Source organism: Actinomadura viridis (genome assembly GCF_015751755.1).
Lineage (GTDB): Bacteria > Actinomycetota > Actinomycetes > Streptosporangiales > Streptosporangiaceae > Spirillospora > Spirillospora viridis.
In genome coordinates, this window is record NZ_JADOUA010000001.1 from 6,020,110 (window position 1) to 6,045,961 (window position 25,852).

Here is a 25,852-nt window from a genome sequence, read left to right on the forward strand (position 1 = left end):
CTCCACTGGTCCTGTAGATACGGGGGCGGCCCTGACATGAAAGGACCCCTCGCACCACGAGGGGTCGCCGCGCCGGCCTGCTAGGTGGGTCAGCGCGGCGGGCTGAGAAGCAGCCGGGTCCGCATACAACAAGACTAGCGCAGAGGCAAGGCCCTGCGCTGGCGTGCCGATCGAGTGCCCGCCGCCGGGCGGGCGTACGCGCCGGATCCCCCCGGCGCTTGGGCCTTGACGGGCGCCCGGGGATCGTCCACGCTCCAATTGACAGGAAGGTTTCCTATCAGTAGGAGCCACCGCGGATCCCCGACCCCGTCCCCCCGCCAAGGAGGATCGCGCATGTCCAGTCCGCTCCGCGCGCCCGCGAGGACGCGCACGCCCGGCAGGAAGGGCCTCGCCCTGGCCGCGTCCGCCGGCCTCGCCCTGCCGCTGATGATCAGCTCGCCCGCCCTCTCGCACGGCTACACCACCTCACCGCCCAGCCGCAGCTCCCTGTGCGCCACCGGGCAGGTGCAGAACTGCGGTCCCATCCAGTGGGAGCCGCAGAGCGTCGAAGGCCCCAAGGGGTTCCCGCAGGCCGGCCCGGCGGACGGGCGGATCTGCGCCGCCGGTGACAGCCGGTGGGCTCCGCTCGACGATCCGCGCGGCGGCCAGTGGCCCGCCACCAGGATGAACGGAGGGCAGGCGTTCACCTTCACCTGGCGCCTGACCGCCGTGCACGCCACCACCTCGTTCCGCTACTTCGTGACCAGGAACGGCTGGGACCCGTCCGCGCCCCTCACCCGGGCGGCGCTCGACCCGCAGCCCTTCCTCACCCGGAACTACGGCGGGCAGCGTCCGCCCTCGACGGTCTCCCACCCGGCCACCCTGCCCGCCAAGCAGGGCCGCCATCTGATCCTGGCCGTGTGGGACATCGCCGACACGCCCAACGCGTTCTACTCCTGCGCCGACGTCGACTTCGGCTGACCGTCCCCCGCCCGGGCAGGGGCGTCCGCGATCGCGGACGCCCCTGTTCGCGCGCACCCGCGCGCATCCCCGTGCACCCGCGCGGCCGGGTGATCGCGGAGGCTCAGGGGGCTGCCGGCCGCCGGGCGCGCCGGATCCGGAACCGGATTGTGACCGCGCACCGCTCCGGTTGTGACCACGCACCGTCTTTCCCCCTCCGGACCGGGACATCACCGAAGAACGGCACGTCACGGCCATGTCAAGGGATGACGCGGCCCGCTCCGATAGAGCAGGATGAACGCGACCGTTCCTACACTCGTCAGTAACAACGGCTGGCGACCACCCCGCGCGAGGAGTGCCATGCTCAACCTCTCCGTTCTGCTCGAGGATGCCGCACGGAAGACGCCCGACCGCGACGCCGTCGTCTTCGGCGACATGCGGCTGTCGTACGCGATGATCGACATGATCGCGTCCCAGGTGGCGCATCTGCTGCGCTCGCGCGGAATCGGCGTCGGGGACAAGGTCGCGCTCTCCTGCCCGAACGTCCCCTACTTCCCGATGGTCTACTTCGGGATCCTCAAGGCCGGGGCCGCCGTCGTCCCGCTGAACGTGCTGCTCAAGCCGCGCGAGATCACCTACCACCTGGACGACTCCGACGCCAAGGCGCTGTTCGTCTTCGAGGGCACGCCCGAGCTCCCGCTGGGCGAGATGGGCCGCGCGGGCTTCCAGGGTTCGCCCGCCTGCGAGCACCTGTTCCTGATGACGACCGACCCGGGGGCCACCGAGTCGCCGTACGAGGACGCCGAGCTGTTCTGGCCCGCGCTCGCCGGCCTGCCCGGCACGATCGACGCGGCGCTGACCGGTGCCGACGACACCGCGGTGATCCTCTACACCAGCGGCACCACGGGGCAGCCCAAGGGCGCCGAGCTGTCGCACTCCAACATGCTGATGAACGCGTTCGTCTCGGACGCGATGTTCGAGCGGACCGACCACGACGTGTCGCTGGTGGTCCTGCCGATGTTCCACGCGTTCGGGCAGTCGTGCGTGATGAACGTGGGCTTCCGGCGGCGCTCCACGCTGGTCCTGCAGGCGCGGTTCGAGCCCGCCGAGGCGCTGCGGCTGATGGCGAAGGAGAAGGTGTCGATCTTCGCGGGCGTGCCCACCATGTACTGGGCGCTGCTGTCGGACCAGGGCACGGTGCCGGTGGAGGAGGTCGCGGCGAACCTGCACACCTGCGTGTCCGGCGGCGCCTCGCTGCCGCTGGAGGTCCTCAAGGGCTTCGAGAAGAAGTTCGGGGTCAAGGTGCTGGAGGGCTACGGCCTCTCGGAGACCTCCCCGGTCGCCTCGTTCAACCAGCCCGACCGGCCGACCAAGCCGGGCTCGATCGGCACCCCGATCTGGGGCGTGGACATGAAGCTGATCGACGAGGAGTGGAAGACCGTCGAGGGCGAGGGGCCCGGCGAGATCGCGGTCCGCGGGCACAACATCATGAAGGGGTACTACGGCCGCCCGGAGGCCACCGAGGAGTCGATCAGGGACGGCTGGTTCCGGACCGGTGACATCGCCCGCCGGGACGAGGACGGCTTCTACTACATCATCGACCGCTCCAAGGACATGATCATCCGGGGTGGGTTCAACGTCTACCCGCGCGAGCTCGAAGAGGTGCTCATGACCCACCCGGCGGTCTCGCTGGCCGCCGTGGTGGGCGTCCCGCACGACAGCCACGGCGAGGAGATCAAGGCGTACGTGATCCGGCGGCCGGACGCCACGGTCACCGAGGAGGAGCTGATCGCCTGGGGCAAGGAGAACTTCGCCTCCTACAAGTACCCGCGCATCGTCGAGTTCCGCGACGAGCTGCCGATGACCGCCACCGGCAAGATCCTCAAGCGCGAGCTGCGCTGAGCCGCCCCCGCCGTCCGGACGGCACGGCGGGACGTACGGCGTGGACGTACGGCGGCGAGGTGGAGCGGCGAGGTACGGCGGGCGGGTCCGGCCGGGCACCGGGTGACGGTGCCCTTGGCGGCCCGCCCGTTCCCGTCGAGAGCCCTTCCGTCAGAAGAGGACGTGCTGCTCGGCCATGCCGTAGTGGACGACCCGGGCGTCGGCCAGCAGCTCCAGGTCGCTGGGCCGCCAGGTGTGCCGGGCGGGGTCGGCGTGCCGGATGGTGACGAACGAGTACCGGTCGGCCGCGTACACCCGCACCCCGTCCTCGCGCAGCCGCCGGAACAGGTCGGTGTCCTCGCCCCTGCCCACCTCGGCGAACCGGTAGTCGCGCAGCAGGTCGCCCTCCGCGAGCAGGGCCCCGCCGCGCAGGACGTTCACGTACCGGTGCTCCAGGCCGGGGTGGCGCAGCACCATGGCGTCGATCGAGGCCAGGTGGGTGTAGTGCGCCAGCTTCCCCACCACCGCGGCCTCGGTGTAGGAGAAGGCGGGCAGCAGGTCGGAGACGTAGTGCGGGCCGTAGAGCTCGTCGTCGTCCATCTTGCCGATGTACGCGCCGTCGGCGGCCTCGATGCCGAGGTTGAGGCAGGCGCCGAGGGAGAGGGAGCGGTCGGCGGTCAGCACCACGGCGTCGCCGAGCCCGGCGGCGCGGATCCGCTTCTCCACCTCGGCGGGGTCCAGGTCGAGCCCGTGCAGGACCATGACCAGCTGCAGCGGGCGCCACACCTGCCGGGCCGCGTACTCGACGGCCTGGGCGATCTGCCCGGCGCGGCAGGTCGGCAGCACCAGGGAGACCAGCGGCGGCTCGGTACGCGGCGCGGGCGGCCCGCCGAGCGTCTCCAGGACGGTGTCGATCCGGTGCCGGTAGGTGTGCCCGGCGTGGATCTCGCGGAGCGCCAGGTGCGCCTGCCGGTCGCGCATCTCCGAACCCGCCAGCATCGCCCCCAGCAGCCGGGCGCCGTCCCCGGCGTCGCTCACGGCCGGACCGAACCCGGGCCGTTCCGGCGCCGGCCCCGCCTCGCCGGCTTCGGCCTCGGCGTGGACGAGGGGGATGCCCGCGGCGGCGGCCTCGTAGGCGAGGCGGGGATGCGGGGCGATGAGCACCTTGTAGCGTTTGCGGGCCGTCAGCGCCTTCTCGTGTGGGAGCCGTGGGACGACCCGTTGCCTGTAGAGGGCGGGGAAGCCGGTTCCATAGAAATGCGCGCCGAGCTTTGGTGCCGGGCCCAGCAGCGCCTCCGCCCCAGGGTCGTAGTCCCCTTCGTAAAGGAGCGGGTACCTGCCCTGGTCGGCGTCCCGTACGGGGTGGTGCAGGCGGGGCTGGGCGGCGAACGGCAGGGCCTGGACGCGGTCGTGCCCCAGGGCGTCGCGCAGCGCGGGAACGCGTGTGGCGTCGGCCGTGAAGACGTGGTCGAACAGGGCCGCCTCGGAGACCGCGCCATCGCGGGTCCCGTTCCCCGAGGTCGCGGAGAGCGGCTCGCCGCCCGTTTCCCAGTACGCGGTGGGGATGCCGCGCTCGCGGCACCACCCGACCATGGCGGCCAGGGCGCCGAGGGGCCACCCGGTCCGCCCGGATTCCACGAAGAGCAGGTGGGGCGGTTCCGCTTCGAGGACCTCGCGCCAGTCCTCCGGTCCGAACCCGTCGAGCTGGCGCCACTCGTACCGCAGCGCCGCCGCGATGGGCGGGCTCGCCGCGACCGCCGCGGTGACGCCGGGGCGGGCGACCGGGCCGGCGGGGAAGGCCGCCGCCGGTACGTCGTCGAGCAGCTCGGTGTCGGGCACCCGGATCTCGGGACGCTCCGGCGGGCGCGGGTTCTCCGGAGGAGGTGGCGGGGCGGGCCGGACGCGCCAGGCGGCTCCCAGCCTCCGGTAGGAGGCGGGCGAGAGCGGGCGCCTGCGCAGCGCCGTCAGCGCCCCGCCGAGCCGCCACCAGCGCCGCCGCCGCATGACCTCCGACCGCCATTCGGCCTGGTCGGCGCGGTGCGCCTCGGCGGCCCGGTCACGGTCGGTGTCGCCGAGCCGGCGGGCGGCCTCGGCCAGCGCACGGCGCAGATGGGCGATCTGCCGTTCGCGCTCGTCCCGCTCCCGCTCGGCCTCGGCGAGCCTGAGGAGCAGGGACGTCTCGCCGGCGGTCCCGCCGGCGGCCACGGAGGGCCCGCCCGGGGGCGGCGGCGGGTACGAGGCCGCGAGTGCGGGACCGGACTCGTTCACAGGACACCCCCGGCACCGGGTCAGTGGCGAATGCTCCGATTCGTCCACGCTAGACCCGGCCGGGGCTCCACCCCAGCGATCACCACGCTCCGCCATGCGTTGTTCATCTGAGTTCGCTGGAGTTCATCCGGGTTCATCTGGAAGTCGGGCCGCCGCCGGGCGGGCGCCCGGCGGTGGCCCGATGGCGGCCCGGCGGCGGCCGGGTGGTGACCCGGCGGGCCGGCGACCTCAGAAGGAGTACGGGAGGCGCTTGATCCCGTTGATGAAGTTGGACTCCAGCCGCTCGGGCTCCCCGGACGCGTGGATCTTCGGGAGGCGCCGCAGCAGCTCGCGGTACATCACGGTGATCTCGCGCCGGGCCAGGTGCGCGCCCAGGCAGAAGTGCGGGCCGGGGCCGCCGAAGCCGACGTGCGGGTTCGGGTCGCGCATGATGTCGAACCGCTCGGGGTCGGTGAAGACCTGCTCGTCGCGGTTGGCCGACCAGTAGTAGAGGACGAGCTTGTCGCCCTCCTTGATCTGGTGCTCGTTCAGGGTGGTGTCGCGGGTGGCGGTGCGCCGCATCCAGATCACCGGGGAGACGAACCGCACGACCTCCTCGACCGCGCCCGGCATCCGCGCCTCGAAGTCCTCCACCAGCAGCGCCCGCTGGTCGGGGTTGCGGGTGAGCAGGTCCAGGGTGTGCGCGATGGCGTTGCGGGTGGTCTCGTTGCCCGCCACCACGAGCAGGATGAAGAACGAGCCCAGCTCCTGGTCGCTCAGGGACTCGCCGTCGATGTTGGCGTTGACCAGGGCGGAGGTGAGGTCGTCGGTGGGCTCGGCGCGGCGGCGCCGGCCGAGATCCTCCACCAGGTCCTTGAGGGTCTGCCCGGCGCCGAGCAGGGCCATCGCCGCCTGCTCGGGGTCGTTGGTGGGGATGAACTCCGCGTCGTTGCCGGCCAGGATGACGTTGGTGGCGTCCAGGACGGTGTCGTAGTGCTCCTCCCCGATGCCCATCAGATCGCAGATGATCTTCAAGGGGAGGCGGGCGGCCACGTCCCGGACGAAGTCGCCGGTGCCCGCGCCGGACGCGACGTCCTCGGCGATCTGGGCGGCCACCGCCTCCACCTTGTCCTCGAACCGCTGGATCATCCGGGGCGAGAAGGCCCGCGAGACGATCCGCCGGATCTTGGCGTGCCGGGGGTCGTCCATGACGATCATCGACCCGAAGTACTCGTGCAGGTCGCCCGGCATGTCGGGGATGTTGATGGTGCCCTTGCCCGAGCAGAAGTCCTGCGGCCGGCGGGACGCCTCGACCACGTCGGCGTGCCTGGTCAGGGCGTAGTAGCCGGGCCCTTGCGGCACGATGACGACGTCGGGCTCCTCGAAGCGCACCAGACCCGGCTCCCAGCGCAGCGCCTTGAACGCCTCGTGGCGGTAGTCGTGCGGCCTCCGCCAGAAGTCCCAGTCCGTCAGGTTGATGTCCTCGACCTTGAGCATCCTGTCCACCACCACTGCCAGCTAGAATGGGATTCGGTTTACACGTAGCTTGTCAGAGTAAACCAACGGAGGGCGATCCTCGACCCGAGTGACACACCTCACTTTCCCGCCATCCTGCCGTACCCGCGCGGTCCGTGCGGCGGGATGCCCTCAGCCCGCCAGCCAGGCCAGGACGCGGGCGTTGACCTCCTCCGGGCGCTCCAGCTGGAGGAAGTGGCCGGCGCCCTGGACGACCTCGGCCCGCGACCCGGCCGGGAGGTGCTCCAGGACGGCCGCGCCGTCCCCGCCCGGGAAGGTCCCCTCCACGCCCAGGCAGCCGTCGTCGGCGCCGTGCAGGTACAGCACCGGGCTCCCGCCCGTCCCCGTCAGCGCCTCCTGCTCCGCGGCGTAGCGGTCGACGTGGCGGGACGGGTCGAGCATGGCCCGGTAGTAGCCGATCGCCGCCGCCACGTTCTCGGGGTAGGCCAGGCAGTCCATGACATGCCCGACCTCCCGGGCCCGCCCGTCCGGCCCGTACCCGGGCGACCAGTCACGCCACAGCCCCTCGACGAACGCGCGGTCCAGCGCCGCCTCGGCCAGCGGCGTCTGGAACAGGAAGATGTAGAACGACCGCTTGAGCTGCTCGAAGTCGAAGAAGGCGTTCAGCATCACGTTCAGCGGCGGCAGGGCGAGCGTGACCACCCGCCGCCAGAGCCCGGGCGCGGACGCGGCGGCGCCGTAGGTCGCGAACGCGCCCCAGTCGTGCCCGATGATCACCGCGTTCCCGTCCCCGCCGAACGCCGCGTGCAGGGCCACCGCGTCCGCGGACAGGGCTCCGGTCTGGTACGCGCCGTCCTCGGGGACGCCGGTCGGCGCGTACCCGCGCATGAACGGCGCCACCGCCCGGTACCCGGCCGCCGCCAGCTCGGGCAGCAGGTACCGCCAGGTGTACGCCGAGTCCGGGAAGCCGTGCAGGCACAACGCGAGCGGCCCGTCCTCAGGCCCGGCCGCCAGGTAACCGAACCGCAGGCCGTTCGCCTCGACCGTCCCCTCCTCGAACGCCCCCTGGCCACCGGGGCCGTTGACCGACGCCGCCTGCCCTCCAGCGCCCGCGCGCGCTGCCTGATCCATGACCGCACCTCCTCGACGGGGGCGCCCATTATGCCCGCGCGCGTCCCGGTGGCCTCCCGTCCGGCCCGCACAACGCGCGAAGGGCCCCGCACACGCGTGCGGAGCCCTCCGGGGCGGTACGGTCACGAAGCCCAGTCGGGCCGCAACGGCATGTGGGACTTGCCCTGGGCGTCGAGCTTCACGCCGAGGGTCTGGTGCAGCTGGATCCAGTTGCGCTCGAACCCGAGACGGCAGCCGGCCATGTAGACCTTCCAGACCCGGGCGGTGCCCTCGCCCACTTCGGCGACGGCCTCGTCCCAGTGCTCGTCCAGGTTGCGGCACCAGCCGTCGAGCGTCCGGGCGTAGTGCTCGCGCAGGTTCTCCTGGTGCCGGATCTCGAACCCCGCGTCGTTCATCTGCGACTGGATGTAGCCGGGCCCCTCCAGCTCGCCGTCGGGGAACACGTACCGGTTGATGAACCCGCCCGGCTTCATCGCGGGCGCGAGGTTGTCGGGCCGGGTGATGGTGTGGTTGAGCATGCGCCCGCCCGGCTTGAGCTTCCCGTAGAGGAACGAGAAGTAGGAGCCCAGGTTGGCCTTGCCGATGTGCTCGGTGAGCCCGATCGAGCTGACCGCGTCGAACCCGGTCTCGGTCACGTCCCGGTAGTCCAGGTGCCGCACCTCGGCCAGCTCCGACAGGCCCCGGTCGGCGATGGCCTTCTGGGCCCACTCGGCCTGCTGCTTGGACAGGGTGACGCCCAGCGCCTTGACCCCGTACTCCTTGGCGGCGTGCATCACCATGCCGCCCCAGCCGCACCCCACGTCCAGGAGCCGCATGCCGGACCTGAGGCCGAGCTTCTTGGCGACCAGGTCGTGCTTGAAGAACTGCGCCTCTTCGAGGGTGGAGTGCTCCTCGGGGTAACACGCGCACGTGTAGGCCATGGACGGGCCCAGCACCCACTCGTAGAAGGTGTTGGAGACGTCGTAGTGGTGGGAGATGGCCTTGGCGTCGCGCCGCTTGGAGTGCCGCAGCCACGCCGGCACCCTGCTGAACGGAGCCTCCTGCGGCGGCGGGTCGAGCCGCCTGCTGACCGCGGCGCGCAGCAGCGGATCGCGCATGACCTCACCGAGGACCTTCAGCTTGTCGCCCGGGGTCACGTCGCTGAACACCTGCTGCATGGTGGACAGCGCCGTGTACATGTCGCCGCCGACGTCGAGATATCCGCTGACGTACGCGCGGGCCAGGCCCAGCGACCCCGGCGAGTGCACCAGGTAGGACACCGCGTACGGTGAGCGCACGTCGAACCGGATACCGGCGCCGGGCACCCCCGCCCGTGACCCGTCGTACGCCGCGAACTCCACTGGCGCCTCAGGCCCGACGAGTTCCTCGAAGACCCTGGCCAGCGTCATGAGCGTTCCTCCTGTCTTCCCGCCCCCGGCACAGGGGCCATGGCGTCACCACCACCCCCACCCGGGGGCTCCCCCCGATACCCGGACACCCGGCCGATCGGCTAGCGTCCGCGCACGCACTTGTCGTAGAGATCCAGCAGTCGCTGACCGGGGTCGTACGACTCCTTGAGTCGCCGATAGGTCTCCCCGTCGTAGTAACGCCAGAACTCGTCGCGGCTGTAAAAAGCCGTCGAGTAGAGAGACTTGTGGCCGTCAAGGGCGGCGACCTTACGCTCGATGAGCCGGTTGTGATATTCGGGGATTTGCCCGGGAGGAAGCCGGACAGTTCCCCAGAAACCGGCGTTCACGTAGGTGCGGCCGGGCTCCAGAGGATAGAGCGGCCAGCGTTCGCGGGCGCGAAGCGGGCAGAGCCAGATGGGGCTCATGCCGACCTTCTCGTGAAAGAACTCCAGGAACTCCGGAAGCCGCTCCACCGGCACTTCGATGTCCTGGATGACGTCTTCCCTCGGCCGCCGCCCCCGCCACCGGTCCACCCGCGCGACGAACTGGAAACGCCGGTCGTAGGCGACCAGTTTCCGGTAGACGTCCGATCGCTTCGCCTTGTCCGGCCAGATCCGGCGCACGACCGGATGCTGCACGCCGAACGCGCCCGAGCACCAGAACCAGTCGGTGTCCCAGCGCCAGATGTAGTCGCGGACGGTCAAGAAGTCGACCGAACGCCGCTGGATCGAGCGGTAGTAGATCCGCTGCCCGGTGTAGTCCGAGGTGTAGGGCGCGTTGTCGGCGAAAGTGCCCAGCGTGATGTACTGCTCGCGCGCGCCGAAGACGGTCCCGTCCATGAAGTCGACGGGCTCGCCGTCGTGCTCCCCGGTCTCGGCGATCCGTTCCATCACCCGGGTGAGTTCCGCCGCGTCGTCGAACCGCAGATGGCGGAGCCGTACGTACGGTTTCACCGGGATCAGCTCGATCTTCAGCCGCAGGCTGTAACCGAGCGTCCCGTAGGAGTTGGGGAAGCCGTAGAAAAGGTCGCGGTGCTCGTTTTCACGGGTCGCGACGATGATCTGCCCGTCCCCGGTGAGCACTTCCATCTCCAGCACGGCCTCGTGCGGCAACCCGAACCGGAACGAGGTGGACTCGATCCCCAGCCCGGTCACCGCTCCGCCGAGCGTGATGGTCTTCAGTTGCGGCACCACGGTCGGCATCAGCCCGTGCGGTAGCGTGGCGTCGACCAGGTCCTCGTAGGTCGTCATGCCCTGCACCTCGGCGGTACGGGCCTCGGGGTCCACGTCCAGCACCCGGTCGAAAGCCGACACGTCCAGGCCGGGAGCCTCCGACGGGTCCCGCCAGCGGAAGAGGTTGGAGGTCCGCTTGGCCAGCCGCACCGGCGTCCCCTCGGGGATCCCCTCGTAGGACCTCCGCAACGCCTCGACCGCCCGCTGGTGATCACCCTTGATCAGAAGCTCCGTCATCTCGCCCTCCCGTGCCCAGTAAAGCGGGTGAACCTATGTATGTTCCACATAATTTGGGCGAGAGGGTCATCACAGGGACGTAAGGGAATAAATGCCCGCTACCAAGATCGTGACCGGCGCGCATGAGGACCCTCTCGACCACCGGCGGTCCTCTCAAACGTTTCCCGGAACCGCTCCCCCGACACCTCCGGGACCCCTCCCGTACCAACCGTTACGGAACCGCGCCCCACAGGTACCAACACCGCCCGCACGACCTTCCGACGGCGGCACCGGCAATGGCCCGTTCCGGCCAGGCGCGCCATGGCGCCACCGTTCCGCGGGGCTACTTGACCAGGCGCAGGATCCAGGGATAGCGGAACGGCTCCCCGGTGAGCCCGAACACCGCGGCGACCGCGGCCACGACCCAGCTGACCGCGTACACCACGGCGCCGACCCCGAACGTCACGATGCTCACCAGCAGCAGCGTCAGCTGGAAGTTCACCGCCTCCGCCGCATGACGGCGCACGTACTCCGAGCGCTTCCCGCTCACCAGCATCAGCACCAGCGGCCCCACGAACAGCGTCGGCACCCCGAGGGCGTGCGCGAGCGCCGCCAGCATCCGGTCCTCGCCGGTGGGCGCGGCCGCGGTCTCCCCCGCGGCCAGCGGCACCGGCGCGAGATCCCGCGTCACCACCGCGAGGTCCCCCCGCGTCTTGGCGGTCATGGCCAGGTGCATCCGCATGTCGAACTCGGCGTGATCCAGACGCCCCTCGGCGTACGCCTCCTGGAGCCGTTCGATGACCGGCTCCCGCTCCGCATCGGAAACCCGCAGCTCAGCCGCCGCATATCCACCGTTCATGCCCTCATCCTCGCTCCGGGCGCTCCTCCCCGCCATCGGGGAACCCCCTGAGCCGCCCCTGAGATCCCCACCCCTCCAGCGAACGACCCCGCCCCCGCCCGAGGGGGAGGTCAGCGCTCGGTGTACTTCTTCCCCGGGGTCAGGGGCTCGTCGAAGAGCTCGGACACCGTCACGAACGCGTACCCCTTCTCCTCCAGCCGGCTGATGATGAGGGGCACCGCCTTGACGGTGGAGGAGTGGATGTCATGGAGCAGCACGATGGAGCCGTTCCGCGTCTGCTTGACGACGGCGCGCGCCACCCTGTCGCTGTCGCGGACCTTCCAGTCCAGCGGGTCCACCGCCCAGAGCACCTGGGCCAGCTTCAACCGCCTGGTGACGGCCGCGACCTCCCTGTCGGTCGACCCGTACGGCGGCCTCATCAGCGTCGGCGTGACCCCGGTGACGTGCCGGATCGCATCCTGAGTGCGCCTGAGCTCTGAGGTCACCTTCGCCGACGACGACCGGCCGAGGTCGCTGTGGGTATAGCTGTGATTGGCCAGTTCGTGGCCTTCGGCGGCCTCCCGGCGGACCAGGTCCGGGAACTCATGGACGTTACGGCCGACCAGGAAGAAGGTGGCCTTCACGTCGCTGTCGGCCAGGATGTCCAGCAACCGCGACGTACTGCCCATCGGCCCGTCGTCGAAGGTCAGCGCCACGCACTTGACCTCCCCGCAGTCGATCCCGCCCGCGCGCCGTTCGGGGGCAGGGGTGGCCGGGAGCGCGGCCGGCCGGTGGGTCACGCTCCGCGTGGGCGTCGGGCTCGCGCTCGGGCTCGGGCTCGCGCTCGGGCTCGGGCTCGCGCTCGTCTGAGGCTCGACGAGGGCGGCCTTGCCTCTGCGGATGCCCTGCTGGGCGGCGGCCTCACTCTGGGGCTCACGGGGATCCGGGGTCGTCGCGGGAGTCAGCGCGCTGAGCCACCCGGACACCGCCAGTGCCGCCGCGATGGTCGCCGAACGGCGCACCACGCTCCCCTCGCGCAGCCCTCTCATGAACGCCCCCTCGGCTCCCCGCGCGCATTCTTGATCAAGACGAGCCGCACCAGTGTAGGGCCGCGGTGTCCATCGGCCGGGCGAATGACCGCCGTTTCAGGAAACCCTTTCCGGCCGGCACTCGTTATCGTCGTACGCGACCATGTCTCCGGAGCGGTTCCGGAGCGGCGAGAGACGACGGGACACGCCGATGAGGTTCCGGGACCGATTCGGGCTTCGCAAGAACCGTGGTTCCACGGTGACCAAGTTCGACCGGGAGGCGACCGACGCCGACATCGAGGCACTGATCGCGTTCGCGCGCAGCCGACAGGGCGTGGAGTTCTACGTCGAGCCGGAGACCTTCGCCACCGACACCACCGCCGTGGCCGTCGCCCACGACGGCGAATGGACCCGGCGCCGGGTGGGCGCCCCCCAGGTCATCGGCAAGGTGGCCCGCGACCTCGGACTGCCCGTCTACGACGTCCAGATCGTCGGCTATCCGCCTCGCATGAGGGCCTGGAACGAGCGCAACCGCGACCGCCGTATCGACCCCGGCTCCCCCGGCGAGGCCGTCCGGTCCTAGAGGCTCTGTTTCACACCCCAGGCGCACAGCGCTCGCCAGGCGGCTCACGCCTGACCGGGCCTGTACGAGCGCGGCATCGCCCACCCAGGGGCGGGGGCTGCCGAGGCCCTTGTGAGACAGGTCTCGTCCCTCTGCCCTCATCTGCTGATCATTAACGCCCAGTGCATTCTCACGGTGTTCCGGGGCTTTCCGGGACGCTCGCAGTCATCAGCTGCTTCCGGTGACAGCTGGCTCACCCGCCAGGCCGGCCTCCACCGTGATCGGCTTCGCCGTCGCCTTTCCCAGATCAGCCGCCCTTGTCACGGTCTCCGCGCCGGTCCACTCGACGCGTCGATCCGTCTGAGATGTGGTCGACTGGTTTCTCCTTTCCAGGGGTTCATGTCCCGTCCGCCGGCTCGAGGAGCAGGGATCATCGATGGCCGAACTCTGGCTGCGCACCGGGCTGAACCCGGACGACCCGGACGCGCTCGTTCTCGCGGTGGTCGTGAACCAGGACGGAACGCCCGGCGAGCGCGCCGCCGCCCGGCTCGGCTCGCACGGATACGAGGGCGACGGCTGCTTCACTCTCGTCCAGACGGACGGCTGGGCCGAGCACCGCCTGGACGGCGAGGTGCTGACCGTCGACATCGTGGCCTCCCCCGCCGTGCTCGAAGCGCTGGGGATCGGGACGGCCGGATTCCCGGAACGATCGGCCGTCGATCCGGACGCGGTCCGCCTCCTGCGCGTCAGCGCTCAGGTCGTCCCCGCCGACCACGAACGAGCCTGGACATGACGGCCCTGCTCACGGCCCCGGCCGGAACACCGGCCGAACGACTCGCGGCGGACGTCCGGTCAGGCGAACACTGGCCACTCATCCTGGCCCCGCCCCCTTCGCTCCCTTCCCTTCCCGTTCCATTTCAAGGCTGAAGCTCGCACCCGCGTTGCCCGCAAGCCCTCCTACCAGCGACGACCGGGGAGACCTAAACCATGCTCAGGAGGTGATCCGTGGGGCCGTAGTCGATCTTCCAGTCGGCGTAGACCCCGCTGAATCCGTCCTGTCGGCACCGCAAGCCCACGGTCACCCAGCGCACCGATCCCTCCTCGCCCAGCGAGAATGCGACAGCCGCCTCGAACTCCTCACCACCGCACGGACAGCAGGCGACACCGGGCTCATCGTCCTCCCAGGCTTCCTCGCTCCAGTACTCCCCGCTGTCGGCGATGAACGCACGACGGCCACACCCGGAGCACTCCCGTTCCGCTCCGGACGCATTGACGAGCATGGAGAACAGCCGGCCGTCGCACCCCTCACACACGGAAGAGGCGATCTTCACCGGACGATCGTCGACAGCGTTCCGGAGGAACGCCCCCAGTTCTGCGGACACACCAGGTCCGAGCTGATCATCAGCATGCACGAGCACATCGTTCCAAACACCCTGGCCACTCCCCAGCCAGCTTGGCCACAGGCATAGGGACACCGCGGCTGAACTTCGCTCAGCACGCCCGGCCTGAGGTTCGCTCCGGCGCCGGGCACCATCGGCAAGCTGGGTTTCATCGTCGCGCCATGGCCCTCACCGGTTGGGCTTCCTCCCCGCAACACACAACACCAACCGGCCGCCGCCATGCTTCTATGACCGCGGGCCCAGAGAGACGGCTCTGACGGCCGGCTCGCTTTGATGGGCGGGCCCACCCGCCGCGGGGCTCAAGGGGGAGATGGACGATGCTCCCGCGGCGGGCGGGTGGTCATGAGGCGGGACGCTCCTCCCTGCGGCGCCTGGGGAGCTCCGGGAACGCCAGGTCGTCCACTTCCGCGTAGGCCGCCGCCAGTTCGTCCGAGGTCATGTTCATGCGTAGCCGGGCGGGCGGAATGCCGGCCTCGATGATGTCGCGGAGCAGGACGCCCATCGAGTAGTCGGGCGCTGCCCGGTCCAGTGCCACGTTGGCCAGGCCGCCGTCTCCCGCGCAGTAGGCGGCGTAGGCCAGGAGGCAGGCGGGCGCGGAGGCGTACGCCTCGTCGATCCGGCACAGGACGTCCCGCCAGAAGGCGATGTCGTCGTGCGGGCGCTCCTCGTCGATGCGCACCCACGCCTCGTCCCGGATCCGCAGGCTGGTCAGCAGCACTCCCAGCCACGCGATCTCGTCATCGCCGGGCCGCGTGGTGCCGTGCGGCCCCGTTCCGGGGAGCCTGCGCACGGCGCCGGTGGGCTCCCGGCCCGCTCGCGGTTGACCACCCGCCTGCGGCTCCTCTTCTCGGGACTTGTCCGGATCGGCACGGGGCCGCGTCCGGGCGGACGTCGCGGAAGGCTCGACGCCGGGGCGCGAGTCCAGGCTTGGATCCGTGTGCGGTTCGTCGGGACGTATGTCTCGGCCCGGCGCCTTGGGCGGCCCTGGGGCAGGTGTTCCCTCGGACGCACGCGGCTCGTCGGCGGGGTACGGCTGCTCGGCGGGGGGTGGGGCGGGGGGTCTTCGGCCGCGTAAGCGGGTGAGGAGGGTGAGCCCTTCGTCGCATAGGCGGGAACGGATGCGGGCGGGGCTGAGCCCTTGCCTGGCCCAGGAGAGGAAGCGGTCCTCGGCGCGGTCGGTGGCGCGGCTCATGGACGCGCGGGCCGGGCCGGTCAGGGGCGCGACGGAACGGACGAGCTCGGAGCGGTCGGGCAGCGCCACCTGCCCGGCGAGGGTGGCCTGGGCGGCGACGACGCTGGCGGAGATGTCGTACGGGTGGCCCTCACGGGGGCAGCAGGCGGTGTCGTGGCACAGGAGCGACCACCAGCGGCCGTCGGCGACGCGGGCGGCGTCGTCGACCTTCAGGCCCTCGGCCGGGAGGCGCCCGAGAACGGCGGCGGCGGCAGGGGTCACGCGGTGCTCGGGGCCGTAGCCGAGGAGCAGGGCGCGGCGGAAGCCGTTACCGCCGAGCAGGGCGGCGATCCGCCGGGCGGCCGGGCCGGTCTCGTACGGGTCGCCGGGCAGGTCGACGCGTACCGCGCAGGTGTCGTGCGGGCCGGCGTAGGCGATCACGACGAGGCTGTCGGCCGGGTGGAACCCCAGGACGTACGGGACGGCGGCGATGGCATCGGGAATGGACCGGATCACCAGTGGGGTCCGGCCGCTCGTTGCGGTCATGCCATCGACTGTGCCGGGCCGCGGGTGGCGGGGAAAGGGGACCGGGGAACTGTGGATAACCCCCGAATTACCTCCGGTTATTTGGCGAATGTATCGATATTTTCGATCTGCCAGCGGCCCTGGCGGTGGACGGCTCCCACGGAGAACATGGCGGCGGACGACGCCGTCTGGTTCTTGTCCGTACGGGTGCTGCGCTGGTCGGCGAAGATCAGCAGCCGGGCGCGGTCTCCGGTCAGCATGCGCACGCCGCTGTCGGTGACCGTGGTGGTCAGCACCAGTTTCTGCGCGGGCGCCTGCTTGCGGACCAGCGCGATCATCTGGTTGTACTGCTGGACGGCCTTGCCCGTCAGCAAGGTCTGGGCGGCCCGTTCGGTCTTCCCCACATCGGTGTAGTTGTAGGAGAACACCGTGTTGACGATGTCGGAGACCTCGCCCTTGAGCTCGCTGGTCCGGGCGGTGTCGGTCAGGGCCGTGTTCTCGGCGGTCGTCCCGCCGTTGAGGGCGTGCGCCTGCCGGGCCGACCAGGCGGCCAGGCCGCCGAGGAGGACGGTCAGGACGGCCAGGACGACGGGGAGGCGGGGGTGCCGCCACGCGGTGCCGAGGTTCTTCATCGCCGGTCCCTTCACCCCGCCGCTCCCACGGGTGCCTGCGCCAGGGCGCTGAGCTTCCAGCCCGTCGAGGTACGGGTGAGCTGTCCCATGAGCCGGGTCTTCTTGATGGCCGGGTCACCCTTGGGCGGGGTGACGGTGATCTGGAGGGCGACGATGACGCTCGCCTTGCCCGCGTGCTGGTCCAGTTCGGTGACGGCCGCGTCCAGGACCTTGGCCGAGGTGATGGTCTGGGCCTTGCGGACGGCCTGCTCGAACTGCGGGCGTCCCTGCACGATCTGCTGGTACAGCTCGTTGGTGGAGGAGTCCTGCCAGAGTTTCAGGCCCTGGTTCAACGAGCGGTAGTCGAGGGTGTTGAGGTTCTGCACGGCCTGCTCCCCCGCCCGCAGAACGTCGTCGCGGGTACGGGAGTAGTGCAGCGACTCGTCGTGCGCCGCCCCGTACCAGGACCACCCGAACCACGCCGCGCAGACTGCGGCGATGACCGCCAGGGCAATCGCGACCGTGCGGCTGGTGCCCGCCTCGCCCCGCGGCCCCTTCTCCGCGGCCTTCGCCTTCTCCGACTTCTCCGGCTTCTCCGGCTTCTCCGGCTTCTCCGTCTCCGCGGCCTTCGCCTTCTTCTCCGGCTCGCCTGCCGCGGCGGGCTCCTCGGGCTCCGGGGCCTCCTCCGCCTCGGCGGCCGGCGCGGTCTCCTCCCGGTCGTCGCCGGAGCCCGGCTCGGACGGCTCCTCGGGCCGGCGCGGCTCGTCGTCCCTGTCCTCGGTGGGTTCCACCGCCGGTTCCTTGGTTCTGGTCACCTGGTTCCCCTCATGTCAGCTCGACCGGATCTCGGCGATGCGCCACTGGCCGCCGCGGAGGTGGGCGGTCACCGCGAGCTGGGCGGCGGCGGTACCGCCGGCGGGGCGGCCGGCGCGGGTGGACACCTGGTCGAGGAAGACCAGGAGGTGGGCGGTGCCGCCGGACATCCGGGAGACACCGGCCCGGACGACGCGCGTGGTCAGGCTGAGCCGCTGCGCCGGGGCCTGGCTCTTCACCTGGGCGAACAGGCTGCGGTACTGCTCGGCGGCCTTGCCTTCCAGCAGGCCGGCCGCCGCCCGTTCGGTGGCGGCGACGTCGCCGTGCTCGTAGGAGAAGATCTTGACGAGGGCGTTGCTCACGTCGCCGACCGCCTTGGTGGTGGCCTGCGCGTCGACCAGGGCCCGGTTGGCCGCCGGGGAGGTGTCGCGGCGCTGCTCGGTGAACGCCAGGACGCCCACTGCGGCGAGGGCGAGGACGAGGGCGACGGCCAGCGGGCGCCAGATCCCCGCTCTGCCCCGCCGCGCGGGCCGGTCCTCGTCCGGCGCGGCGCCGGCCGGCGCGTCGTCCCGCGTCTCGGTGTCGGCCTGGGTGCTCACGTGCCTCCTCCTCAGCGGGCGTTCACGGGGAGCGCGGTCAGGGACTTGAGCTTCCAGCCGGCCGCGGTACGGGCCAGCGCCGCGTCGTACCGCTTGCGCTGGACGGTCGGCGCGGCGCCGGGCCGGGTGATCTGGATGCGCACGGTGGCGATGACCCGGGCGGACCCGGCGCGGACGTCCAGGGCGGTGGGGGCCGCGTCCACGACGGTGCCGGTGGCGCTGGTGGCGGCCCGCTGGATCTTCTGGCGGCTCTCGGCGCGGGTCCGTTTCAGCTCGTCGTGCAGGGGGCCGGTGGACGCGTCCAGCCAGCGCTGCAGGCCCTGGTCGACCTGCCGGGCGTCCATGGTGTTGAGGGCGGCCAGCTGCGCCCTGGCCGCGTTCACCGCCCGGTCGCGGTCGCGGGCCATGTCCTGCCCGTCGCCTTGGCGCATGTCCCAGAACGACCAGCACGCCCAGCCCAGGAAGAGCGCCGCGGCCACGACCAGCGCCCAGGGGGCCGCGGCGGGGATCCGGGCGCGGCCCGCGCGTTCGGTACGGGTCTCGGTCGCGGCCGGGGCCTCGGTCGTCTCGGTCATCGCTCTCCCCTCAGCCCGAGCAGGTCGCCCATGTCCGGCTCCCGTCCGGTCACGCCCGGCAGGCCGAGCGCGCCGGGCAGGCCGGCGGCCGGGCCCGCGGTCAGCGAACCGGGACGGGCCGGTTCGGGGACGCCGCCCTTGGGGGCGTTGGCCGAGCCGCGGACGTTGACCCCGCTGGAGGCGGGCATGCCGCAGCGCGCGCCGGTGTTCAGCGGCGGCCCGGTCGTGGTGTTCAGCCCGTTCCGGTACGTGGTGCCGCCGTATCCCCTGGTGCAGGGCAGCGGGTTGAAGAAGGTGGTGGCCATCCCGAACCGCAGCGTCCCGTCGTCGATCACGGTGGAACCGGCCGCGACCACGGCGGGCAGCCGGACCATCAGCTCCTCCAGGCCGTCCACGCGGGTGACGGCCAGGTCGGACACGGTGAGCAGGTTGGCGATCACGACGCTGAGGCTGGGGTCCAGGTCGCGCAGCAGCCCGGTCAGCTCGCCGGACGCCTGCGGCGCGACCGCGATGAGGCGGCGCAGGTCGGCGTCGGAGTCGCGGAGCTGCCGGGCCAGCAGCCGGGCGTTGGCGCCGAACGCCTTGAGCGCCGCGGCCTCCTGGTTCTGGGTGCGCAGCGCCAGCTCGCCGTCGTTGATGAGGCGGCTGGTCGGCTCGATGTTGGCCTCGGCGGCGCGGATGAACTCGTTCTGCGCGTCCATCAGCGCCTGCAGGTTGGGGCCCTGCCCGTTGAACGCCTGGTAGAACTCGTCCACCACGACGCGCATCGACTCCAGGGGGACGGAGGCGGTGAAGTCGTTGGCCGCCTTGAGCAGTTCGGTGACCGGTGCCGGGGTGGTGCCCGCCGAACGGGGGATGACCGCGCCGTCGCGCAGGTACGGGCCGGAGTCGGCGGAGGGGCGCAGGTCCACGTACTGCTCGCCGACCGCCGAGAGGTTGGCGACGACGGCCTTGAGGTCGGCCGGGATCCGCGGCGCGGAGTCGTCGATCTTCAGGTCGGCCACCACGCCGTCGTCGGTGAGGTGCAGGTCGCCGACCCGCCCGACCGAGACGCCCCGGTAGGTGATGTTGGAGCCGGTGAACAGCCCGCCCGTCTGGGCCAGTTCCAGCTTGGCCACGTAGTAGCCGCGCAGGCCCACGAAGCGGCCCAGGTCGGCGTACCGGGCGCCGATGAACGCGATGATCGTCAGGGAGATGACCACGAAGGCCAGCGTCCGGATCCTCATTCCGACGGTCAGCATCAGCCGCGACCTCCCGAGCCGGACGGCGACGGTGTGGATCCGCCGGGGATCTCCGGGAAGATCCCGCCCCCGCCGCCGGAGGGCGTTCCCGGTGCCGTCGGCCCGGCCGGGCGCGAGGGCGAGGGCGTCCCCGGCACGACGGGCGGCTGCACGATCGACGGGGTGTCGGCGGGCGGCAGCGGCAGCGTCGGGGTGTCCCGCGCCTTCCGGGCGGTCTCCCGCGCGGCCCGCCCGGACTGTTCCGGGGAGATCGGCGGGATGATCTCGGTGCCGGGGGTCGCGGTCACCGACAGGTACACGTTGAGGTAGTCACCCTTGATCGCGTTCAGCGCCTCGTCGGTGAACGGGTAGGTGAACAGCACCTGGAGGGATTTCGGCAGGTCCTCTCCCGCGTCGGCGAGCTTGCGCAGGGTGGGCGCGAGCGCGCGCAGGTCGGCGACCATGTCGTCCTGGGACGCGTTGATGGTCCGCACCGCCACGTCCGACAGGTCCTCGAACTGGCGGAGCATGGTGATGAGCGCGCCGCGCTGTTCTTCGAGGACCTTCAGGCCGGGGCTGAGGTCCCCCAGGACGGTGCCCAGCTTCTCCTTACGGGTGGAGAGGGTGGCCGACAGCCGGTTGAGGCCGTCCAGGGCGGCGACGATGTCGCCCTTGTTGGCGTCGAGGCTGGAGGTCAGCTCGTTGATCCGGCGCAGCACCGACTTGATCTCCGGTTCGTTGCCGGTGAGCGCGTTGTTGAGCTCCCGCGAGATGGTCCGCAGCTGGGGCAGGCCGCCGCCGTTCAGCAGCATCGACAGCGCGCCGAAGACCTCTTCGACCTCGACGTTGCGGTTGGTGCGGGCCGCGGGGATCCGGGCGCCGTCGGCCAGGGTGCCGGTGGCGCCGACGGGCGGCGCCGCGAGCTGGATGTACTTCTCGCCCAGCAGGCTGGACTGCTCCAGGCGGGCGGTGGCGTTGGCGGGAAGCCGCACCTTCCCGTTCACGACCATCGTGACCCGCGCCGTCCACCCGTCCAGTGGCAGCGACACCTTGGAGACGCGGCCCACCGCGACGTCGTTGACCTTGACGGCCGCCTGCGGCACCAGGTCGAGGACGTTGGCGAACTCGGCGGTCACGGTGTACGGGTCGTCGCCCAGGTCGGCGCCGCCGGGAAGGGGGAGGTCCTGCACTCCGGTGAACCCGCGCCCGCACCCGCTCAGCAGCAGGGCGCCCGCGGTCGCGCACGCCACGGCCCGTACCGGCAAGGGGACCTTCTTGGGGTGCCGTCTCATCGGCCGCCTCCCTTGGGGGACGTGGGGGAGCCGTACGTGTCGCCCACGGTGGGCAGCGGCATCGGGGGCAGGATCCCGGAGGCCGAGTCCGGTACGGGGGTGAGCGTCCCGGCCCGCTGCTTCTCGCACAGGGCCCTGGTGGTGTCGGTGGCCGCCGCGGACGAGGCGCACACCGGGTTGGCGGTGCCCTGGCCCAGCGCGGCGAGGGCCGAGCCGGCGGCCGACCCCGCGGAGCTGATCGGGCCCATGCTGATCTCGTTGAGGTTGCCGCGGCCCATCAGGGTCCCGGTCGCCGGGTCGTAGGCGTTGAGGTAGTTGGTGGCGTTGAGCGGCAGGACGTCGAACGCCTCCGCCAGCGAGGCCCGCTGGTTCACCAGCACCTGGGTGATCGTCGCGAGCTTGTCCACGTCCTTCTTCAGCAGTCCGCGGTGGTCGCGGATGAAGTCGCGGACCTGGCCCAGCGCGATGGCCAGCTCGCGCAGCGCGGCGCCCAGCTCGTCACGGTCGGCGGCCAGGAACCCGGTCACGTCCGCCAGCTGCCGTTCCGCCTGCCGTACCTGCGTGTCGTTGTTCTTGATCATCGTGGTGAACTTCTGCAGGTTGGCGATCGTGGCGAACAGGTCGTCGCTGGATCCGGCCAGGGTCCGGCTGGCCTGGCCGAACTGCGCGATCGTGTCGTTGATGGCCTGGCCGTTGCCGCCCAGGTTCTCCGCGCCGACCTGGAGCGCCCGCGACAGCGCGCCCTTGGAGTTGGCGCCCTTGGGGCCGAGGTCGCCGGAGATCCGCTTGAGGCTGTCGTAGAGCTGGTCGAGCTCGACCGGCGTGGCGGTGCGGCTGACGGGGATCTCGGCGCCCGCCGCGATCCGCGGGCCCCCGGTGTAGGCGGGGGTGAGCTGGATGTAGCGGTCGGCGACGACGCTGGGGGCGACCACCACGGCCCTGGCGTCGGCGGGGACGTCCACGCCGCGGTCCAGGGTGAGCCGCGTGCGGACCCGGGTGCCGATCGGGGTCACCTCGTCGATGGTGCCGACCTTCACCCCGAGGACGCGCACGTCCGACCCGGGGTAGACGCCGACCGCGGCGCCGAAGTAGGCGGTGATCCGCCGGCCGGCCGGGCCGCCCGCGACCGCCGCCAGCGCGACGACCATCAGGATCAGGGCCAGGCCGAGCGCGATCACGGTGCGGCGGCGCTCCTGCCACATCTGCCTGCGCCAGGACGTCTCCATCATCAGCGACCGCCTCCGGTCCCGGTCGGGCTCGCGCCGTTCTGCTTGGGCGGCATGCAGCCGGTCTTGGGCGGCGTGTTCGGCGCGAGGTACTCCTTGGGGACGACCCCGCACAGGTAGCCGTCCATCCACCGGCCGTTGCCGAGGGCGTTGCCCAGGAGCCGGTTGTAGGGGCCCGCCACCGCCAGCGCCCGGTTGAGGTTGTCCTGGTTGCGCTGCAGGACGTCGGTGATCCGGTCGAGGGCCTGCAGGGTGGGCGCCAGTTGCGCGCGGTTGTCGGCGACCAGCCCGGACAGCTGCCGGGCCAGCGCCTGCGACCCGACCAGCAGGCCGTGGATGGCCTCCCGGCGCCGCCGCAGCTCGGCCAGCAGCAGGTTGCCGTCCCGCAGCAGCCGTTCGAACTCCCCGCTCTGCTCCGCCAGGACGCCGGTGACCTGCTTGGCGTTGGTCAGCAGCCGGGCGAGCTGGGCGTCCCGCGTGGAGATCGTCTGGGACAGCGCCGACAGCCCGTCCAGCGCCTTGCGCACGCTCGGCGGCGTGTTGGAGAAGGTGTCGGCGATCGTCTCCAGGCTCTGCGCGACCTTGACGGTGTCCAGCCGGTCGATGGTGCCGGAGAGGTCCTGGAACGCCTGGGTGACGTCGTAGGGCGACACGGTCCGGCTCATCGGGATCCGCCGGCCGGGGTCCTGGGCGGACGGGCCGAGCGGGTCGACCGCCAGGTACTTCGCGCCGAGCAGCGTCTTGATCATGATGCCGGCGGTGCTGGCGTTGCCGATCCAGGTGTCCTTGACCCGGAAGGTGACCTTGACCTTGGCGCCGTCCAGTTCCACGCCGGTCACCTTGCCGACCTTCACCCCGGCGACGCGGACCTCGTCGTCGGGCTTGAGCCCGGCGGCCTCGCTGAAGTCGGCGGTGTAGGTGGTGCCGCCGCCGATCACCGGCAGGTCGTCGGCCCGGTACGCCAGCATCCCCAGCACGAGGATGACGGCCAGCCCGATCACGGCGACCCCGATCGGGTTGCGCTCCTTGATCGGCTTGCCGCGCAGCATCCCGGCCCGCGTCCGCTTCAGCGGCGGCAGCTTCGTCGCCGGCGGGCGCGGGACGCTCACCGCGCGCGGCCGCGGCGGGCCGCCTCCGGGGGTGGGCGGGTCCTGGTCGGGGGATCCGCTCATCTCTGGTCCTCACATCTCGACGCGGTGATCGGGACGCCCGTGGGCGGCGGGCGGCCGTCGGTGTACTTGGCGCCGGTGACGGTGGCCTGGCACATGTAGAGGTTGAGCCAGGAGCCGTACGACCCGAGCCGCGCGATGGTGGTGCTCTTGGCGGGCAGCCGTTCCAGGAAGCGCTCGATGGTCGGGGTGTCGTCGGCGAGGTTGCCCGACAGGCGGCCCAGCTCGGTGATGCTGTCCTTCAGCGGGGCCCGGCCGACCTGGAGCAGGCCGGCGGTGCTGTTGGTCAGCTCCGACATGGCGACGATGGCCTCGCCGAGCGGCCTGCGGTCGGAGGCCAGCCCCGACGTGAGCCGCCGCAGCGTGACGATGAGGTCGGCCAGCTGGTCGCCGCGGTCGTTGATGGTCTCCAGCACCTCGTTGAGGTTGTCGATGACCTGCCCGATGACCTGGTCCTTGCCCGCGAGGGTGCTGGTGAGGGAGGCCACGGTGCGCAGCAGCGAGTCCATCGTGGGGCCCTCGCCCTGGAGCACCTGGATGATCTCGCCGGCGAGCTGGTTGACGTCGGTGGGCGACAGCGCCTGGAACAGCGGCTGGAAGCCGTTGAACAGCTGGGTGAGGTTGAGCGCGGGCGTCGTCCGCTCGATCGGGATCGTGCCGCCCCGCGGCAGGACCTGCCCGGGGGTGCCGGCGCCGCGGTCGAGCTCGATGAACCGCTGCCCGACGAGGTTGAGGTACTTGATCGTCGCCGTGGTCGAGGCGGGCAGCCGCCGCCCCTTCTGGACGGTGAACTGCACGCGCGCCTGCCGCCGGTTCACCACGGAGATCTCGGTGACCTGGCCGATCCTGACCCCGGCGATCCGGACGCTGTCGCCCTCGTTCAGCCCGGCCACGTCGGCGAACCGCGCGTTGTAGCGGTCGGCGTCGCCCACACCGGTGTTGGCGATGCTGATCGCGAGCACGGCCGTGGCGGTCACCGTCACCACGACGAAGACGATCGACTTGACCAGGGGGGCGCCCAGGCCCTTGAGGTTCGCCCTCACTTGACGTTCACCTTCGCCCCCCGGAAGATCGGGCCGACCAGGACGCTGCTCCAGTCGGGCAGGGACTGCGGGACCTCCCGCATGCCGGGGGCCACCAGCTCGTTCACCAGCGTGTTCTCCTGCGGGGAGTTGGGCAGGCCCAGCGCGCCCGGCGCGATCGCGACCGGCGCCGCCTGCCCGGCCGGGGCGACCTGGCCGCGCACCGCCGCGCCTCCCGCCGGGTCGTACGGCAGCGGGTAGCAGCGCGGGCCGCCGCCCGCGTTGTAGCGGGGGGTGTCCCTGCCGGGGACGTAGCGGCCCTTGGACGGGACGACGCTCACGTCCACGCGCAGGCCCGGCCGGCCGGTGCCCTTGCCGAGGGCCCTGTCCATCTTCGGGATGAAGTCGGTCAGCATCTCGAAGACGCAGGGGAACTCCGGCGAGTACCGGGCCAGCACCTCCAGCGACGGGCGGCTGTGCGAGGCCAGGAGGATCATGTTGCCGGAGTTCTGCCGCAGGAACGTGGTGAGGTCCTGGGCCCCGGCCGTCACCGTGGAGTACAGCTCGCTGAGGTCGCGGCGCTGGTCCACGACGGTACGGCTGGTGGCGGTGAAGTCGTACAGCGCGTCCAGGATGTCGGGCGTGGCGTCGCTGTAGTTGTGGGTGAACTCCACCAGCTCGTGGATGTTGCGGTTGAGGGCGGGCAGGTCCGGGTTGAACCTCTTCAGGTACCCGTCGAGGGTGGCGAGGGTCTGGCCCAGGTCGTGCCCGCGTCCCTCCAGCGCCTGCGCCATCGCGGTCAGCGTCGCCGACAGCTTGGCCGGCTGGACGGCGGTGAGCAGCGGCAGGGTGTTGTTGAGGACCTCCTGCAGCTCCACCGCGTTCGCCGTGCGGTCCTCGGTGATCACGCTGCCCTCGGTGAGCCGTTCCGGCGACGGCAGCGGCGGCGGCATCAGCGCCACGAACCGCTGGCCGAACAGCGTGGTGGGGAGCATCTGCGCGGTCACGTTCGCCGGGATCCGCCGTACCGTCTCCGGCTTGAGCGCCAGCGTGAGCCGGGCGCCCGCGCCGTCCGCGGTGATCTCGCGGACCTCGCCGACCACCACGCCCCGCACCTTGACGTCGGCGTGCCGGTGCAGCTCGTTGCCGACCGAACCGGTCCGCAGCGTCACCATCGTGGCGTCGGTGAACTTCTTCTGGTAGACCGCGATCGCCAGCCACACCAGCAGGGCGGGCACCAGCAGGAACACCACGCCCTGCAGCCGGCGCGACAGAGTCGGATTGATCATCG

General features: G+C 71.6%; 23 protein-coding genes. 4 read left to right on the forward strand and 19 right to left on the reverse strand.

Annotated elements, in window-relative coordinates:
• Nucleotides 1–333: 333 nt before the first annotated feature.
• Both IW256_RS27245 and IW256_RS27250 read left to right on the forward strand, forming a co-directional pair.
• Nucleotides 334–960 carry a lytic polysaccharide monooxygenase auxiliary activity family 9 protein gene (locus IW256_RS27245; RefSeq protein ID WP_197013667.1) on the forward strand — a complete coding sequence of 209 codons (627 nt, stop codon included), beginning with the start codon at nucleotides 334–336 and terminating at the stop codon, nucleotides 958–960.
• Between the two features lie 339 nt (nucleotides 961–1,299).
• The gene (locus IW256_RS27250) at nucleotides 1,300–2,841 is read left to right on the forward strand and encodes a long-chain-fatty-acid--CoA ligase (RefSeq protein WP_197013668.1); all 1,542 of its coding nucleotides are present in this window, start codon (nucleotides 1,300–1,302) and stop codon (nucleotides 2,839–2,841) included.
• Nucleotides 2,842–2,991: 150 nt separating this feature from the next.
• Here IW256_RS27250 and IW256_RS42840 read toward each other — a convergent pair whose 3' ends face one another.
• From IW256_RS42840 to IW256_RS27285, 7 genes are all read right to left on the reverse strand, one after another.
• Nucleotides 2,992–5,088 carry a glycosyltransferase family protein gene (locus IW256_RS42840; RefSeq protein ID WP_197013669.1) on the reverse strand — a complete coding sequence of 699 codons (2,097 nt, stop codon included), beginning with the start codon at nucleotides 5,086–5,088 and terminating at the stop codon, nucleotides 2,992–2,994.
• 228 nt (nucleotides 5,089–5,316) lie between these two features.
• Nucleotides 5,317–6,564 carry a cytochrome P450 gene (locus tag IW256_RS27260; protein WP_197016592.1) on the reverse strand — a complete coding sequence of 416 codons (1,248 nt, stop codon included), beginning with the start codon at nucleotides 6,562–6,564 and terminating at the stop codon, nucleotides 5,317–5,319.
• A 150-nt stretch (nucleotides 6,565–6,714) separates the two neighbouring features.
• A complete protein-coding gene (locus IW256_RS27265; protein WP_197013670.1) occupies nucleotides 6,715–7,674 on the reverse strand; it encodes an alpha/beta fold hydrolase in 960 nt (319 codons plus the stop codon).
• Between the two features lie 122 nt (nucleotides 7,675–7,796).
• Nucleotides 7,797–9,062: a class I SAM-dependent methyltransferase gene (locus IW256_RS27270; protein WP_197013671.1), complete on the reverse strand. Its 1,266-nt coding sequence runs from the start codon at nucleotides 9,060–9,062 to the stop codon at nucleotides 7,797–7,799.
• A 101-nt stretch (nucleotides 9,063–9,163) separates the two neighbouring features.
• Nucleotides 9,164–10,531: an FAD-binding oxidoreductase gene (locus IW256_RS27275; RefSeq protein ID WP_197013672.1), complete on the reverse strand. Its 1,368-nt coding sequence runs from the start codon at nucleotides 10,529–10,531 to the stop codon at nucleotides 9,164–9,166.
• A gap of 322 nt (nucleotides 10,532–10,853) precedes the next feature.
• Nucleotides 10,854–11,369 (reverse strand): DUF1707 and DUF4870 domain-containing protein, encoded by a 516-nt coding sequence (locus IW256_RS27280; protein WP_197013673.1) that lies wholly within the window; start codon nucleotides 11,367–11,369, stop codon nucleotides 10,854–10,856.
• Nucleotides 11,370–11,479: 110 nt separating this feature from the next.
• Nucleotides 11,480–12,397, reverse strand: coding sequence for a polysaccharide deacetylase family protein (locus tag IW256_RS27285; RefSeq protein WP_197013674.1), 918 nt, complete (start codon nucleotides 12,395–12,397; stop codon nucleotides 11,480–11,482).
• A 190-nt stretch (nucleotides 12,398–12,587) separates the two neighbouring features.
• Between IW256_RS27285 and IW256_RS27290 the strand changes: the two genes are divergently transcribed.
• Both IW256_RS27290 and IW256_RS27295 read left to right on the forward strand, forming a co-directional pair.
• Nucleotides 12,588–12,959, forward strand: coding sequence for a hypothetical protein (locus IW256_RS27290; RefSeq protein ID WP_197013675.1), 372 nt, complete (start codon nucleotides 12,588–12,590; stop codon nucleotides 12,957–12,959).
• 415 nt (nucleotides 12,960–13,374) lie between these two features.
• The gene (locus IW256_RS27295; RefSeq protein WP_197013676.1) at nucleotides 13,375–13,731 is read left to right on the forward strand and encodes a hypothetical protein; all 357 of its coding nucleotides are present in this window, start codon (nucleotides 13,375–13,377) and stop codon (nucleotides 13,729–13,731) included.
• 187 nt (nucleotides 13,732–13,918) lie between these two features.
• Here the strand turns inward: IW256_RS27295 and IW256_RS27300 are convergent, their stop codons facing one another.
• The 12 genes from IW256_RS27300 to IW256_RS27355 form a co-directional block, all read right to left on the reverse strand.
• Nucleotides 13,919–14,320 carry a hypothetical protein gene (locus IW256_RS27300; protein WP_197013677.1) on the reverse strand — a complete coding sequence of 134 codons (402 nt, stop codon included), beginning with the start codon at nucleotides 14,318–14,320 and terminating at the stop codon, nucleotides 13,919–13,921.
• Between the two features lie 358 nt (nucleotides 14,321–14,678).
• Nucleotides 14,679–16,055, reverse strand: coding sequence for a DUF4192 domain-containing protein (locus IW256_RS41515; RefSeq protein ID WP_231403946.1), 1,377 nt, complete (start codon nucleotides 16,053–16,055; stop codon nucleotides 14,679–14,681).
• A gap of 77 nt (nucleotides 16,056–16,132) precedes the next feature.
• Nucleotides 16,133–16,666 carry a hypothetical protein gene (locus IW256_RS27310; RefSeq protein ID WP_197013678.1) on the reverse strand — a complete coding sequence of 178 codons (534 nt, stop codon included), beginning with the start codon at nucleotides 16,664–16,666 and terminating at the stop codon, nucleotides 16,133–16,135.
• Nucleotides 16,667–16,677: 11 nt separating this feature from the next.
• Nucleotides 16,678–17,460 carry a hypothetical protein gene (locus IW256_RS41520; protein ID WP_231403947.1) on the reverse strand — a complete coding sequence of 261 codons (783 nt, stop codon included), beginning with the start codon at nucleotides 17,458–17,460 and terminating at the stop codon, nucleotides 16,678–16,680.
• Between the two features lie 15 nt (nucleotides 17,461–17,475).
• Complete coding sequence (locus IW256_RS27320) at nucleotides 17,476–18,057, reverse strand: hypothetical protein (RefSeq protein ID WP_307829126.1); 582 nt, start codon at nucleotides 18,055–18,057, stop codon at nucleotides 17,476–17,478.
• Nucleotides 18,058–18,068: 11 nt separating this feature from the next.
• Complete coding sequence (locus tag IW256_RS27325) at nucleotides 18,069–18,632, reverse strand: hypothetical protein (protein ID WP_197013679.1); 564 nt, start codon at nucleotides 18,630–18,632, stop codon at nucleotides 18,069–18,071.
• Complete coding sequence (locus tag IW256_RS27330) at nucleotides 18,629–19,873, reverse strand: MCE family protein (RefSeq protein WP_197013680.1); 1,245 nt, start codon at nucleotides 19,871–19,873, stop codon at nucleotides 18,629–18,631. Before IW256_RS27330 ends, IW256_RS27325 begins: the two co-directional genes overlap by 4 nt.
• Nucleotides 19,873–21,144, reverse strand: coding sequence for an MCE family protein (locus IW256_RS27335; RefSeq protein WP_197013681.1), 1,272 nt, complete (start codon nucleotides 21,142–21,144; stop codon nucleotides 19,873–19,875). The genes IW256_RS27330 and IW256_RS27335 overlap by 1 nt, the downstream gene beginning before the upstream one ends.
• On the reverse strand, nucleotides 21,141–22,373 hold the full coding sequence (locus IW256_RS27340) for an MCE family protein (RefSeq protein ID WP_231403948.1): 1,233 nt from the start codon (nucleotides 22,371–22,373) through the stop codon (nucleotides 21,141–21,143). Before IW256_RS27340 ends, IW256_RS27335 begins: the two co-directional genes overlap by 4 nt.
• Nucleotides 22,373–23,542 carry an MCE family protein gene (locus IW256_RS27345; protein WP_231403949.1) on the reverse strand — a complete coding sequence of 390 codons (1,170 nt, stop codon included), beginning with the start codon at nucleotides 23,540–23,542 and terminating at the stop codon, nucleotides 22,373–22,375. Before IW256_RS27345 ends, IW256_RS27340 begins: the two co-directional genes overlap by 1 nt.
• Nucleotides 23,539–24,582 carry an MCE family protein gene (locus IW256_RS27350; RefSeq protein WP_197013682.1) on the reverse strand — a complete coding sequence of 348 codons (1,044 nt, stop codon included), beginning with the start codon at nucleotides 24,580–24,582 and terminating at the stop codon, nucleotides 23,539–23,541. The genes IW256_RS27345 and IW256_RS27350 overlap by 4 nt, the downstream gene beginning before the upstream one ends.
• The gene (locus IW256_RS27355) at nucleotides 24,579–25,850 is read right to left on the reverse strand and encodes an MCE family protein (RefSeq protein ID WP_197013683.1); all 1,272 of its coding nucleotides are present in this window, start codon (nucleotides 25,848–25,850) and stop codon (nucleotides 24,579–24,581) included. The genes IW256_RS27350 and IW256_RS27355 overlap by 4 nt, the downstream gene beginning before the upstream one ends.
• Nucleotides 25,851–25,852 lie beyond the last annotated feature (2 nt).